This is a genomic window from Rothia terrae (assembly GCF_014705925.2).
Classification (GTDB): Bacteria; Actinomycetota; Actinomycetes; order Actinomycetales; family Micrococcaceae; genus Rothia; species Rothia terrae.
Genome location: NZ_CP061539.1, coordinates 267,083 through 280,051, shown reverse-complemented (window position 1 = coordinate 280,051; position 12,969 = coordinate 267,083). Strand labels below are relative to the sequence as shown.

General features: G+C 55.7%; 14 protein-coding genes. 8 read left to right on the top strand and 6 right to left on the bottom strand.

The genetic code is table 11. The features are described from left to right. Positions 1-182: 182 nt before the first annotated feature. The 6 genes from IDM49_RS01370 to IDM49_RS01345 all read left to right on the top strand — a co-directional run bounded on the left by IDM49_RS01370 (position 183) and on the right by IDM49_RS01345 (position 4,182). A complete protein-coding gene (locus IDM49_RS01370) occupies positions 183-974 on the top strand; it encodes a DUF6318 family protein (protein WP_168614462.1) in 792 nt (263 codons plus the stop codon). A gap of 43 nt (positions 975-1,017) precedes the next feature. Continuing rightward, complete coding sequence (locus IDM49_RS01365) at positions 1,018-1,938, top strand: hypothetical protein (protein WP_190724761.1); 921 nt, start codon at positions 1,018-1,020, stop codon at positions 1,936-1,938. A 257-nt stretch (positions 1,939-2,195) separates the two neighbouring features. Then, positions 2,196-2,672, top strand: coding sequence for a hypothetical protein (locus tag IDM49_RS01360; RefSeq protein ID WP_190724760.1), 477 nt, complete (start codon positions 2,196-2,198; stop codon positions 2,670-2,672). Beyond that, entirely contained in the window at positions 2,669-3,136 is a 468-nt protein-coding gene (locus tag IDM49_RS01355; RefSeq protein WP_190724759.1) for a hypothetical protein, read from the top strand. The genes IDM49_RS01360 and IDM49_RS01355 overlap by 4 nt, the downstream gene beginning before the upstream one ends. A 90-nt stretch (positions 3,137-3,226) precedes the next feature. After that, positions 3,227-3,688 carry a G protein-coupled receptor family protein gene (locus tag IDM49_RS01350; RefSeq protein WP_190724758.1) on the top strand — a complete coding sequence of 154 codons (462 nt, stop codon included), beginning with the start codon at positions 3,227-3,229 and terminating at the stop codon, positions 3,686-3,688. Positions 3,689-3,765: 77 nt separating this feature from the next. Beyond that, positions 3,766-4,182 (top strand): APC family permease, encoded by a 417-nt coding sequence (locus IDM49_RS01345; protein ID WP_190724757.1) that lies wholly within the window; start codon positions 3,766-3,768, stop codon positions 4,180-4,182. A 183-nt stretch (positions 4,183-4,365) separates the two neighbouring features. On the opposite strand, the gene ald is transcribed toward IDM49_RS01345, so the two are convergent. Beyond that, positions 4,366-5,451 carry an alanine dehydrogenase gene (gene ald / locus IDM49_RS01340; protein WP_190724756.1) on the bottom strand — a complete coding sequence of 362 codons (1,086 nt, stop codon included), beginning with the start codon at positions 5,449-5,451 and terminating at the stop codon, positions 4,366-4,368. A 205-nt stretch (positions 5,452-5,656) separates the two neighbouring features. Between ald and IDM49_RS01335 the strand changes: the two genes are divergently transcribed. After that, positions 5,657-6,115, top strand: coding sequence for a hypothetical protein (locus tag IDM49_RS01335; protein ID WP_190724755.1), 459 nt, complete (start codon positions 5,657-5,659; stop codon positions 6,113-6,115). 89 nt (positions 6,116-6,204) lie between these two features. Here IDM49_RS01335 and IDM49_RS01330 read toward each other — a convergent pair whose 3' ends face one another. From IDM49_RS01330 to fbaA, 4 genes are all read right to left on the bottom strand, one after another. Beyond that, complete coding sequence (locus tag IDM49_RS01330) at positions 6,205-6,504, bottom strand: hypothetical protein (protein WP_190724754.1); 300 nt, start codon at positions 6,502-6,504, stop codon at positions 6,205-6,207. Between the two features lie 104 nt (positions 6,505-6,608). Next, positions 6,609-6,761 carry a hypothetical protein gene (locus IDM49_RS01325; protein ID WP_190724753.1) on the bottom strand — a complete coding sequence of 51 codons (153 nt, stop codon included), beginning with the start codon at positions 6,759-6,761 and terminating at the stop codon, positions 6,609-6,611. A 131-nt stretch (positions 6,762-6,892) separates the two neighbouring features. Continuing rightward, the gene (locus IDM49_RS01320) at positions 6,893-7,309 is read right to left on the bottom strand and encodes a DUF3151 domain-containing protein (protein WP_168614453.1); all 417 of its coding nucleotides are present in this window, start codon (positions 7,307-7,309) and stop codon (positions 6,893-6,895) included. A gap of 359 nt (positions 7,310-7,668) precedes the next feature. Then, positions 7,669-8,694: a class II fructose-bisphosphate aldolase gene (fbaA, locus tag IDM49_RS01315; RefSeq protein ID WP_168614452.1), complete on the bottom strand. Its 1,026-nt coding sequence runs from the start codon at positions 8,692-8,694 to the stop codon at positions 7,669-7,671. 466 nt (positions 8,695-9,160) lie between these two features. Between fbaA and IDM49_RS01310 the strand changes: the two genes are divergently transcribed. Then, complete coding sequence (locus IDM49_RS01310) at positions 9,161-11,038, top strand: family 43 glycosylhydrolase (RefSeq protein WP_190724752.1); 1,878 nt, start codon at positions 9,161-9,163, stop codon at positions 11,036-11,038. A gap of 136 nt (positions 11,039-11,174) precedes the next feature. Here the strand turns inward: IDM49_RS01310 and IDM49_RS01305 are convergent, their stop codons facing one another. Then, positions 11,175-12,635, bottom strand: coding sequence for an MFS transporter (locus IDM49_RS01305; RefSeq protein ID WP_228008139.1), 1,461 nt, complete (start codon positions 12,633-12,635; stop codon positions 11,175-11,177). Between the last annotated feature and the right edge of the window lie 334 nt (positions 12,636-12,969).

The following is a 12,969-nucleotide window of genomic DNA, read 5'->3' as shown; positions in this document are numbered from 1 at the left end:
GTCCGCCCTGCGCAGGGGTGTGACTAGCGCAAATGGGCGTGTCCCCCAAAGTTATCCACAGGTTTGAAGGTTAGAGCAAAAACAACCTCTCAAGGTGAGGTATCTTACTGTCAAATATGCGAACCACGCGCACATCACTGACAACACCGCTCGAACCACGAGCTGAACAAAGGGGAATCCTTATGCGCTCATCTCTGCCCTCACGCCTGATTGCCACCGGTTTCATCGCGGCTCTACTGCTGACCGGATGCTCCGCCAAGGACTCGAACAACGCTGAGGCCCAGCCCTCTGAGACTTCGAGCAGTGCCGCTGCGTCAGCGGATGCGTCGAAGGATGCGACTGCCAGCAGCACGTCAGCTAGCTCAGAAGACTCTGGCTCCGCAGAGGCAAGTAGCTCAGCCACTGCCTTGCCCACGCTAGCTAACGGGCAAGAAGTGACGCTCACCGACGCTGAGCGCACAGACTTCAACGCCGGCAAGTACGTGCCAGCCACAGCCCAGCACCCCGCGCTGAACGTGCCCGAACCCGTCATGCCCGAGGTCGCCAAGGAACAGACCTTCGAAGGGGCAAAGGCGTTCCTGGAGTACTGGGTGGATTCCGCAAATTACGCCACGCAAACAGGTAAAACAGCTTCAGTAACTGAAGCTTTAACTGGTTCTGACATGGAAGAAGAAAGAAGAATTTACGAAGGGTACCGCGAAGCTTACCAAGAAGGCGCTTGGTCTGTGGGAAGTAAAAGAGATATCGAGATTCAAGACGGAGATTTTCAAGCGGTTTCCAATAATCTCTACGATTTGATTGTTGTACACACGAGGACTTCTGGAGAAATATACGAAGGAGACGGCACCAAATCGGAAGATATTGAGTCTTTCAATACAGCTAGAAATCCTCAGCTCTTGACTCTGAAATGGGAAAACGGTCAGTGGAAGATGAAGCTAATTAGCGGCATTGAAGGCGTGACTTACGGTGAGTAAAAAGATAACTCTCCTTTTAGTTGCTTTTCTTATGGGCATCTCTATGCTTACCCCAGCTGCGGCTAGAGAGAGCATCAAAGAAGATTATGCTTCCGCTAAAGGTAATCAGATTAATGTCCGTGGGGGCACGGCAACATCTGATATGCAACAGGGTCTTGTTCAACAACAGATTGCAAGATCTGATGCCGGTGCCACCGCGTCTGAACCGGCCCCCTACCAGTACGCCTTCAGTGAGACTTGCCAGCAGCAGTCCGCAAACTGCAACCTGAAGAAGTGTGAGAAGGGCGGGAACGAGGGCGTCCTACTTAACCTTTTGTATGCGGATGCTGATGCCGATGTGAAAGGCGCGGGCGAGCATATTGATTACAACAATGCCAAGGAGATGAAGGGGTGGAGTCGCGGTGGCACCTTCTGCTCCGCGATTCTGGATGGTGCGGGTGAGGATGGCCCTGCCGAGCAGCTCACGGTTGTCTTTACGGCGGATGATTTCAATAAGTTGGACGTCCTGCCTTCAACACTGAACGGTCCGGTGAACGGTCACACGCTCAAGAATTACAACACGAACCTGTGGGCGGTTCCGCAGGAGCAGCGTTTTACTACGCAGATTAACGGTCGCAACGTTGATGTTATTGCTACGCCGTCGCGCTTCGCGTTCACGTACGGCGACGGTCAGACGTTGGACAGCACCAACCCGGGGTATGCCCTGGGCGAGGATCAATGGGACGTTCCCACCCCCACCACCCACGTGTACACGCAGACCGGTGACTATCAGGCATCCGTAACCACTGTTTACACCGGACGTTACTCGGTGGAGGGCGGCCCGTGGCTGCCGGTGAACGGCGTTAATGAGGTCGCGTCCGCACCGCAAACTATTCAGGTGTGGCGCACCGAAGCCGGGCTGGTGGACGCTAACTGCTCGGCCCAGCAGGACGCGTGGGGTTGCGCAGGCTGGGACGGCAAGTAGCAGAGCTACCGCCAATCACTCGTAAAGGTCAGACTGTTAAACGTGAGAGGGGCTGACGTTGCCGGGTGCGAGCAAGCGAGCACACAAGAGGCAACGTCAGAAAGCCCAGCAATAACCCAGCCCGCCAATTATTCATAGAGGCCGGTTCGGTATATCTTCTAGCCGCGGCTCTTTGTACGCTCGCTCACTCGCATCCGCCGCGGCTAGCCTCCTCACCTCTTTGGTAAACTGAGATAAGAACCAATCTCAGGAGGATAATGATGTCCGCCGGACCGACCCCGCGCGTCCCTGATCGCGCCAAAGAAAGAGAACCGCACGCCTACATCGCCTCGGGCGCGCAGACGTGGGCCGAAGCTGCGCAAGAGTATTGGTTATTCCCTCTCATCATGATGATTATGATGATGGATAATGCCTCGCCGCTGCTATCGCTTCTCGTTCTTATGGCCGCATTTGCCCCATTATTCTTTCTCAGCAAAGTGCGCAAACCCAAGCCCAGCACCCGTAGCGTTATAGATAAGCGAACTCAACCCGTGAGGACTGTGTTGTGCTATGTCGTCCTCTCCGCGGTCACGGCCTTTTTTCTCATCTGTACTTTCCAGCAGATTAAAGTCCCCCCTGGAACAGCGACGCTTATCGGGGTGGCATCATTCGCCATTCTCACTCTCAACGCTAAATTCAATGTGCCGTCAGTGCATATCGAGGACGCGGCACTCCCCCGCATGGAGGCACGATGAGACCCGCCAATGCTTCTGCAGAACACAATCTCACGCCGCGCCGTCAGCACGAGTATCTCGTCACCGGTGCGCCTACCTGGTTGGATGCGGCGCTCATGACCGTGCACATTCCCGCGCTGATGTTCATGGTGATTCCCAAACATGGCGCGCACTTTCTAATGTTCGTTGTTTTCTTGGTGGGCTTTGCAGTGCAGTGGTGGTGGTCGGTAAAACGCGGCCAGTTCATCCTCTTTGGGTATTCGCGTTTTACAGACAGGCGCAATAATCCCAAGCGCTACATTCTCTCGAGCGCCGTCAATATTGCCGTGGTCATTCCGGTGGTTGTGCTACTCATCCGGCACCAAGCAATCGAAACGATCCAGGCGTTAGTGCTTGCTCTGGCAATTTACGTCGTGCTCGTCCTGAACGCCAAGTTCAATACCCCGTGGATTGTGCGCGAGGACGCCTCGGCAGAGGCTAGGTAGCTGCAGACTTTGCCGCCACTGTGCTGATGGGGGGGTCTTTAAACCCTGATAAATAAACCTCAAACGACACGTGAAAGGAGTCCTGTAAACATGGCAGAGATGCGTAATCACCCGCGCTATGTTGAAACGACAAAGAACGAGATTGTGGAGTGCAGACAGGGCGCTCCGTGGGATGTTGCGGCGGCAATGGGGCTGGTTTTTGCGTCCTTCCCCCTTGCTCATTTTTTGAACTGGTGGTGGCTCACCCTTATCGTGCTTGGTGCTATGTTCCTCTACGATTTCTTACGCCACAGGGACAACTTTTCGGCAAGCGGCACCTCGTATTCGTCCTTTAAACCGCTCGACATGACCTTCGTCGGCTTGTTCATTGTGGGGATGCTGGCGTCCTTCGCTGAACCGCGTCACCTATGGTCGGCTGTGCTTGCCGCACTCTTATTTTTTGTAATTACATTCTTTATCGTGCTCAAGGCAATGCCCTGGTTCTATCCTGTCCCACAGCAAGAGCAAGACCGCATCCGCGCCGAGAAGCCCAAGGACGCGGTGCTCTGGTAGCAAGCTACCGTTAGTATTTTCTCCACAGCCGTTAAAATAAAAGAAGTTTTATATTAACTCTTTGGCTTGGAGGCACCATGCGCGGTCTTGCGCCCCACGACGCTTCTTCATCTCGCGCGTCTGCACAAGCACCGGCGGCTCACGGATCAGTAAACTCCAAAGGTCTTGCGGCGGGAAAGCTCGGGCTGGCATCACCAACCGTTATCGGGCTCGGCAATGCCTCTATTGCCGATGACGTTTTCTTTGCCCTCAAGGATGCGACGCTCGGCTCTCCAGGCTGGGTTTTAGTGCTTGCCGTATCGGTTTCAGCGCTGGCAACCTGCCAAACCACTATCTTGCCCACCGCGCGCGGCATCTTTGCTATGGGTGTTTACAAGGCAGTGCCCGAGCGTTTTGCGCGCACGAATCCGACTTTTCATGTTCCCGAACCCGCCACCTGGACTATGGGCACCGCCGTGAAGGTCCCCGAAACCGAAGAATGCCGGATGCGTTAGCCGTGCCACGTCCCCGCGCGCCCTTGCAAAAGGTGACCACGTTTACTTCATAGTGACCACGAAACCGTCAAAAACAGGCCTTTTTGAGGCGGTTTTTGACGGTTTCGTGGTCACAGTGATGTTTCTGTGGTCACCTCGGGAGCAGTTTAGCCCGTGCCGGACTATCCCCAGTGTGAAATCAGGTTAGGACGCGAGCTCCGGGTAAGCCGCTGCCACACCGGGGTGCGTGATCTTACCGGCATCGGTATTCAAGCCCTTCGCCAGATCATCGTGAGTAGCCAGTGCCTCATCAATACCGGCTGCCAGCTTGAGAACGTACGCGAGCGTCGCATCCGTCAGCGCAATGGTTGAGGTGCGCGGCACGGCACCGGGCATATTCGCAACACAGTAGTGGCGGATGCCGTCTACCTCGTAGATCGGGTCATCATAGGTGGTCGGATGCGAGGTTTCAAAACAACCGCCCTGATCAATCGCCACGTCAATCAGCAGGGTATCGGGCTTCATCTTTGACAGGTGCTCGCGACGCACTAGCTTAGGCGCCTTAGCGCCGGGAACCAGCACAGAGCCAATAACAACATCGGCATCCAGAATTTCGCGTTCAACATTCGCCGGGGTGCTGGTGAGTACGCGCGCGGTTGAGCCGAACTGCCTGGAGAGCTCGCGAACGCGCGGGCTGTAGCCTTCAAGAATAGTGACTTCAGCACCGAGTCCCACTGACAGCAGTGCCGCCTGGGTGCCGACGTTGCCGCCACCGAGCACAACGACGCGTGCCGGTGCAACACCTGGCACGCCGCCCAGAAGCATGCCGGGGCCACCCTGGCTATTGAGCAGGTACTGGGCGGATGCTTGTGCCGCCAGGCGTCCTGCAACTTCTGACATGGGCAGAAGAAGGGGAAGGGCGCGTCCCACAGCTACTGTTTCATAGGCAATGGAGCGGGTTTTCGCGTCCAGCAGTGCCTTGATGAGCTTTTCTTCGGCTGCCAGGTGTAGGTAGGTGAAGAGGGTGAGGTCTTCGCGAAAGTATTTGTATTCCGATTCGATAGGTTCTTTAACCTTGACCAGCAGCTCGGCCTTTTCCCAGGCCTCATCAGCGGATACCAGTTGCGCGCCGGCGTCCTGATACTGCTCATTGGTAAAGCCGGCACCGTTGCCAGCGTCCTTTTCGATAAAGACTTCGTGCCCTGCTTCGATGAGAGCTTTTACACCGTCGGGGGTTGCGCCTACGCGCTGTTCGCCGGGCTTAATTTCACGGGGAATACTGATGCGCATTGCACCGTTCCTTTCCTATCGCCATTGATGGAGGTTCCTCGTACACTCTACTCCTTGGCGGGCAGAGTGGACGAATGCATAAGAAACGTGCGATTGCGGGCCCAGCGTACAGAAGAACAAGGCTTTTGCGCGGGCGGCAATTATCTTTCGCGAGCGCAAACTTATGGGTGCGTGCCACGAGTAAATGCCTTAGTCAGAGGCACTATTGGCCGTTCTAAAGATACAATGGATAGACACAACACAAAGAGGTGATTTTGTGCAGATGCCATTGACGAGCTCCATTAAGCGCACCCCTGAGGGGCGGGAGTATCATCTGGTCACAGGCATGCCCTGGGTTGGCAGGGTGCTTTTGACCCTCCCTGTTATTGCCATTATGCTTGCTCCACCTATCCCTCAGCCGTGGGCGTTTCTTACAACGATGCTGTTTACAGGTTTGGTGATTTACGGGCAAAACAAAAATCAGCTCAACAACCAGCCCGATCATGAAATGGTGAAGCACTGGGCGATGTGGTCGTATTTCGCGTTGTTGATTATCTCCTTGGTGACTTTCCTGGCTGTGGAGGGATTTGTGAATCTTCTTCTGGCAACGCTTGCCCTGGTGGCGCTTTCATTCTTCATCACATCCCGCTTCCCCTGGCGAGTACCCGTGAGCACGGTTGGTTAGCCGTCAATATGCGCAAAAGGCGGGCCACCGCGTATGCGATGACCCGCCTTTCTCGGCTCAACTTTCCTCAGGAGGAAAGCGAAGTCGTATTACTGCTTGTCAACCAAGTTGATGGAGGTGACGTTGAACTTGGAGTTCGCGGTACCTTCAACGGTGTAGGTGCAGCTACCGAAGTTGCCGCTCTCAGTCACAGGATATGAAATCTTAGTGACATGATCCTTATCGGTTGCACCGCCGAGTGATTTAGCTGATGAGTTGTCCAGGCGGAAGCTGGGCGCAAACGCTGCACCACCGCCGGGGAACACACCGCTAATTGAGCCACCAGCTACAACGGGAGCAGTGTAAGTCTGCCCGTTGAGCAGGGTGACCTCAGCGGGACCTGCAGTCAAGGTCGCCTGAGTTTCAGCAGGAAGGTTACCGCCATCCCAGTAAGCGCCGAAGGTAATCTGCTTATCAAGCAGCTTACCGCCAACCTCGGTGTGCGAGGGTGCGCTCAGTGAGAAGTCTTCAGCACTGGGGCATGACAGGCCGGGGCTGCCGCGGGAGCCTCTGGTGCCACGGCGTCGGCAGCGGTTGCTGCGGGGACGCCGGTGAACAGGAGTGCACCTACTGCAGTTGCGGTTGCAAGCTTAGTCTGAATACGCATGATATTTCCTTTCCGTCGCAAACATAAGCGAACTGAGCAACGAAGTTAATCAGTTTGCTTGATAATTACAACATTGAGGATATTTCACCCAGTCAGACCGAAGTGTCGAATTTTAAACAAAATCAGACAACCTATAAAAGTTGTTTACGCGCAGTGGGATCAGAGTCATCGAGGAACTTCTCAATGCGCTCCGCCTCATCGGCCTCACCAATTTCATCCGCTGCCTTGCCCAGCAAGTACAGTGCCTTCAAGAAGCCGCGATTAGGCTCGTGATCAAACGGAATAGGTCCGTGGCCCTTCCAACCATTGCCGCGCAGGGCGTCCAACCCGCGGTGGTAACCCACCCGCGCAAACGCGTACCCTTCAATCAAGCGTCCTTCAGCCAGCGTCTGCTCAGCCAAAGTTGCCCACGCCAACGAAGACTTGGGGAACTTCTGCGCCACCTCAGCAGCGGATGCGTCAGAGGCAAGAGCAGTTTTTACCTCGGCTTCTTCGGGCAGGTAGGTGGGCGCGGGGCCGTCCAACAGGTTTTTACCGGCAAGTGACATGGTTAATGCTCCTTTTAGTCGTTGTTAGAACTCTCCTTCAGACTACTCGGAGGGCACCACCAAGCGAAACTCCACCCCCAATGACAACTACGTCAGAACCCTTCAAAACACGACCCCAAAGTGTCGAGTTTTGAAAGGTTCTGGCGTAGTTACGGCACCTAGGACGCAGGCACAGCAACAAATACACGGGCATGCAAAAGGGCGCTCCCCAATAATTAGGAGAACGCCCTTTTACAGAGATCTAAAGCAAATTAAGTGCTTATCTGAGGAGCGGTTACGCCGCCTGTCCTCTTCTCGCCGCTTCGCTGTGCTCGAAGCAAGTAAAGCACTCTTGCGAGCCCCGTAGGGGCTCCCGTGCTTTACTTGCCGAGTGAGGTACCGGTTGAACCGAGCTGAGCTGCAGCCTCAACAACGCGTGCAGCCATACCCTTTTCAGCAGCAGCACCCCATACGCGAGGATCGTAGGTCTTCTTGTTACCAACTTCGCCGTCAACCTTGAGCACACCGTCGTAGTTGCGCATCATGTGATCTGCAACGGGGCGGGTGTATGCGTACTGAGTGTCGGTATCAATGTTCATCTTGATAACACCGTATGAAACAGCGTCAGCAATTTCCTTATCGGTTGAACCTGAACCACCGTGGAAGACGAGGTCGAAGGGCTTATCCTTGCCGTACTTCTGACCAATAGCGTCCTGGATTTCCTTCAGGAGCTCAGGGCGCAGGTGAACGTTACCGGGCTTGTAAACACCGTGAACGTTACCGAAGGTCAGTGCAGCCATGTAACGGCCGTTTTCACCGAGGCCCAGTGAGTCAACGGTCAGCTGAGCGTCTGCAATGGTGGTGTACAGTGAGTCGTCAATTGCGCCCTCAACACCGTCTTCTTCGCCACCAACAGCACCGATCTCAACCTCGAGAACGATCTTTGCCTTGTTGGTACGAGCAAGAATGTCTTCAGCGATCTTCAGGTTTTCGTTCAGTGCGATGGCTGAACCGTCCCACATATGTGAGTTGAAGATGGGGTCTTCGCCGCGTGCAACAGCCTTTTCTGACTCTGCGAGCAGGGGAAGCAGGTATTCATCCAGCTTGTCCTGGGGGCAGTGGTCGGTGTGCAGTGCGATGTTAACGTCGTACTGCTCAGCAACAACGCGTGCGTATGCTGCCATTGCAAGAGCACCGGTTACCATGTGCTTCTTGGATGAACCTGACCAGTATGCTGCACCACCGGTTGAAGCCTGGATGATGCCGTCTGAGCCAGCTTCTGCGAAGCCCTGGATTGCAGCGTTCAGGGTCTGTGATGAGGTGACGTTAACTGCGGGGTACGCGAAGCCCTTGTTCTTCGCGTTGTCGAGCATTTCTGCGTAGACTTCCGGGGTTGCAATAGGCATGCTGACTCCTTGAATTGGATTTTTCGCCCGCCCTTTGGTGGCGGGTCTGTGTAGTTGAGGACGCCTGCGCTTACCTGTCGTGGCGGGCGCGTGCGTCGTGCCTGTTTACAAGTCTACCAATGTTAGGGGTAAACCCAAGGGGTTTTCCTCAAAAAAATCGCACATAAACCCACTTAATAACAGGTGTATAACAGGTTATTTGCACCTAAACTCACACTTTTGATGCTTTTAACGATTCTCAGCGTGGTAAGTGTTGCGGTTGAGGGATGTTTGACCAAGAGAGCCGCTGCCACCTCTTACCTAAAGACCGCGAACTGGATGCACAACAAGCATAGGCTAGATAGGGGACAAAGCACAGAATTGGCTACAATCGCGTGCTACTCTAAACGTTGCCTGTGCACCATCGGGGTTTGACCCGAAAAAGCAGGCAACACATCCCCCACTTATACATGAAAGACCAGAACCTATGTCTTCTGTAGCCTCCCCCGCGCGCACCTTCAGGCGCTGGCTCATCGCAGTCCTCACAGGCGTCCTCACCCTTCTAACAGCAGCTCCCGCAGCAAATGCTTACCCTGACGGCCCCTGGATTGTTCCCAACAAACCCTACGTAACCACCGGGCAGTGGGTACCGGGCAACAACATCACCATCGGCGACCTCGCAGACCCCAACGTCTACGCAGAAAACGGCACCTACTACGCCTATGGAACCACCGGCGGCGGACGCAACGTACCGCTGATTACCTCCAAAGACCTCAAAAACTGGACCACCAACCAGCGTTACACCCCGCCAAAGACCAGCCCCGACGGACGTCAGGTTCTCAACGCTGGCGACTACTACTACAATGACGCCCTCGCACTCCCCGGCAAATGGGCAATGCGCCAGGGTTCATGCAACACCTCAGTTTCAGGGTGCTACGACATCTGGGCGCCCTCCGTTGAAAAGGCAGCAAACGGCAAGTACGTAATGGCGTACGCAGCACGCACCACCTCAACAGTGAACGGCGTCAACCGCTTCTGCATTGGTCTAGCTCAAGGCGATAAGCCCACCGGCCCCTTCTTCGACACCTCATCAACACCTTTCGTCTGCTCAGACGATCCCGCCGGCGCCATCGACCCCGACCTCTACAAGGACGCCGACGGCAAGCTCTACCTCTACTGGAAGAACGAGGGCAACGCATCCAAAGCCACCAAGACCAACCTCTGGGTGCGCGAGCTTAACTCCTCGGGCACCGGCTGGGCAGCAGGCTCAACACAGCGTAGCTTGCTCGAAACCAGCGTCATGAAAAAGACCGGCACCTGGGACACCCAAACCTGGGAAGAAAGCGTGATTGAAAATCCCTCCATGGTTCAGTGGCAGGGCAAGCACTATCTCTTCTACTCCGGTAGCCAGTACTCAACTCTTGACTACCGCACCGGCTACGCAGAATGTGACAGCGCAACCGGCCCCTGCCGACGCGTCAGCCACACCCCCGTGCTTTCTAACGATGCGACCTGGGGCTTAGGCGGCCCCGGCGGCTCCAACGCGTTTGAGGACGCATCCGGCCAGCTTCGCCTAGCAACCGCAGCATGGCGCTTTGAGCGCGCAGGCTACGAAACCCGCGCCGACGGCAACTGCCAGGCAGAAGCAGTCTTCTTCGAAAACTCCACCGCCTGCGTTAGCAATCAGCGTTTCTTGCACATCGGAACCCTGCAAAAGTTCGGACCGAACGGCCTGCTCGCAGCGCCCAAGAAGAGCGAATTCGCGTGGTCTGCCAGTGTAAAGCAACCAGCTCCTGTATCTTTCATTGACTTCAAAGCAGGTGACACTTTCTACAACGAAACCATGTGGCTAGCACACACTGGTGTCACCGCTGGCTGGTCAATCCCGGCAGGACGTCAGTACCGTCCCCTCGCCAACGTTGAAAGAGGGGCTATGGCTGCATTCATGTATCGCCTCGCGGGATCGCCCAAGTTCACACCGCCCGCCCAGTCACCGTTTAGCGACGTTCCCACCAACCACGTCTTCTACAAAGAAATCACTTGGCTGAAGTCCGTGGGAATCACCACAGGTTATCGCGATGGCACCTTCCGTCCAGAAGATGCCATTAACCGTGAGTCCATGGCGGCTTTCATGTATCGCGTAGCGGGCAGCCCCGCCACCAACAGCACAAGTGGCTTCCCTGACACTCGTACCTCTGAATTTCAAAAAGAAATTGCATGGATCAAAGATCAGAGTGTGACACGCGGTTACGGTGACGGCACTTTCCGCCCCAGTGATCCCGTCACTCGCGACGTCATGGCTGCATTCATGTACCGACTCACCCAAAAGACCCCGCTTATGGCAAAGCCCTGGCCCGGTGCATAATCTAGCGGACGCGTAGCCCAGCCGGCACGCGTCCTGCTCGCCTCCGCTCATCCCGCATAGTGGCAAGGTGACCACGAAAGCGTCAAAATATACCCATTTTTCGGAGTATTTTGACGCTTTTGTGGTCACTACGCGGTTAAGCCCGCGCGTCCTCTCGAACCTCGCGGCGACGATCCATGACCGTAAAGAACAAGCCGGCTGCCAGCATCAGGAAGATCGCGCTAAACGCCGCGATGAAACCAATGTTCCAGTGATAACCAGCCTCAACCAGTCCGAACATGATGCTGGGAATAAGCGCCGTACCAACAGCGGTGCCCATACGCTGACCGAGCGACATCACCGCGCCGGCAACACCGCTCACCTCCGGCGGCATGGATTTAAGCGTCAGCGTCTGGTTGGGCGAAATCGTCAGACCGCCGCCGATGCCCAGCAAAGACAGCGGGAAGGCAAGCGTCCACACCGGCAAAGTGCCGTTATCAACCCAGGTAATCAGCACGAGAGTGGACGCGATAGCGAGCATGGAAAAGCTAAAGCCAACAAGCATCATGCGGCGGCCAGCGGCCAACACGCGCTTGCCAGCCCACGGCGCGGCGAAAGCAGATAGAAGCGCCGATGGCACGCCAATAAGTGCAGCCAGCAGGGCACTACCGTGCAGGTGCGACTGCACATAAATCGGGATAACCAGCCACACGCTCGTATTGCCCAAGAAGTAGAGGGTCACAATCAAAATGCCGTTGCGGAAAGCAGGTTCTTTGAGCAGATCCATGTCAAGCATCGGCGGTTTACCTGCACGCTTGTAGCGGTTTTCCCACCACACGAAGAAGAGAACCAGTACGATGCCCGCCGCCAGGATGACCCAGCTTGCCGGTGTGAAGGTGCGTTGCACGAAAGGCAGTAGCAGCGCGAACGTCGCAACCGCAAGGGAGACCATGCCCACGGGGTCAAGATCCAGACGCTTGCGAACAGGGGTGGCGGACGCTGTTGTGGCGGTATCTTTGGTAGTTGCCAGTTGCGCGCGGTCAGCGGGAATCCAGCGCAAAGCCAGAATGATACCTAGCAGACCGATAGGCACGTTGAGCAAGAACATCATGCGCCAGCCCAGTGAATCGCCAAAGATTTTAAGCAAGAATCCGCCCAGCACCGGACCGACAATCACGGCGAGCGCCACCGTGGTTCCGAACATTCCGTACGCGCGGGCGCGAGATTGCCCCGAGAAGTTCTGCTGAATGATGCCGGTTGTTTGCGGGTTCAAAAAGCCTGCGCCGAGGCCTTGCAGGACGCGTGCGGCGATGAGAAGCGCGGCGTTAGGGGCGAGGCCGCTGAGCAAAGAGCCCACGGTGAAGAAAGCGATGCCGGTGATAAAGACGCGGCGGCGGCCCGTCGCGTCCCCGATGCGTCCGGCGGCAACCAGCGGCACACCAAAAGCTAGCGCGTAACCCGAGACAACCCACTGCGTTTGGCTTGATGATGCGCCCAGCGAACTGCCGATGGGAGTAAGCGCCACGTTGACAACAGACACCGCGACAAGTGCCATAAACAGCGGGATGAGTAGGGCAAATAAAAGTTTCTTAGGATGCGTTTGCGCGTTAGGCGGCACAGTCTTCCTCGTTTCGTTTGGATGGCGGGCTCGGGTATTTACATCCTTGGCAAGGGTATACCTCTTGCTTGATGAGCAAAACAGTAATGAGAGCAAAACCCTCAAAATCGTGCGTCGAATGCACGGTTATGAGGGTTAGGGGTTGTCGATGATGCGGTTCTGCGCAGGTGACCACGTTTGCTTCATAGTGACCACGAAACTCTCAAAGTACACCGTTTTTTGAGGTGTTTTTGAGAGTTTTGTGGTCACAGTGCAACTTTTGTAGTCTCCCCGGGTAGTCGGGTAGGACGCCGGTGGTTGCGGGGTGCAACAAGCTGCCTGCGAGTAGCCGGGC

Bases quoted from the DNA above. Each gene is read 5' to 3' on its own strand.
- IDM49_RS01370 (WP_168614462.1), top strand. From the start codon at position 183: ATGCGCTCATCTCTGCCCTCACGCCTGATTGCCACCGGTTTCATCGCG.
- IDM49_RS01365 (WP_190724761.1), top strand. From the start codon at position 1,018: ATGCTTACCCCAGCTGCGGCTAGAGAGAGCATCAAAGAAGATTATGCT.
- IDM49_RS01360 (WP_190724760.1), top strand. From the start codon at position 2,196: ATGATGTCCGCCGGACCGACCCCGCGCGTCCCTGATCGCGCCAAAGAA.
- IDM49_RS01355 (WP_190724759.1), top strand. From the start codon at position 2,669: ATGAGACCCGCCAATGCTTCTGCAGAACACAATCTCACGCCGCGCCGT.
- IDM49_RS01350 (WP_190724758.1), top strand. From the start codon at position 3,227: ATGGCAGAGATGCGTAATCACCCGCGCTATGTTGAAACGACAAAGAAC.
- IDM49_RS01345 (WP_190724757.1), top strand. From the start codon at position 3,766: ATGCGCGGTCTTGCGCCCCACGACGCTTCTTCATCTCGCGCGTCTGCA.
- ald (WP_190724756.1), bottom strand. From the start codon at position 5,451: ATGCGCATCAGTATTCCCCGTGAAATTAAGCCCGGCGAACAGCGCGTA.
- IDM49_RS01325 (WP_190724753.1), bottom strand. From the start codon at position 6,761: ATGCGTATTCAGACTAAGCTTGCAACCGCAACTGCAGTAGGTGCACTC.
- IDM49_RS01320 (WP_168614453.1), bottom strand. From the start codon at position 7,309: ATGTCACTTGCCGGTAAAAACCTGTTGGACGGCCCCGCGCCCACCTAC.
- fbaA (WP_168614452.1), bottom strand. From the start codon at position 8,694: ATGCCTATTGCAACCCCGGAAGTCTACGCAGAAATGCTCGACAACGCG.
- IDM49_RS01310 (WP_190724752.1), top strand. From the start codon at position 9,161: ATGTCTTCTGTAGCCTCCCCCGCGCGCACCTTCAGGCGCTGGCTCATC.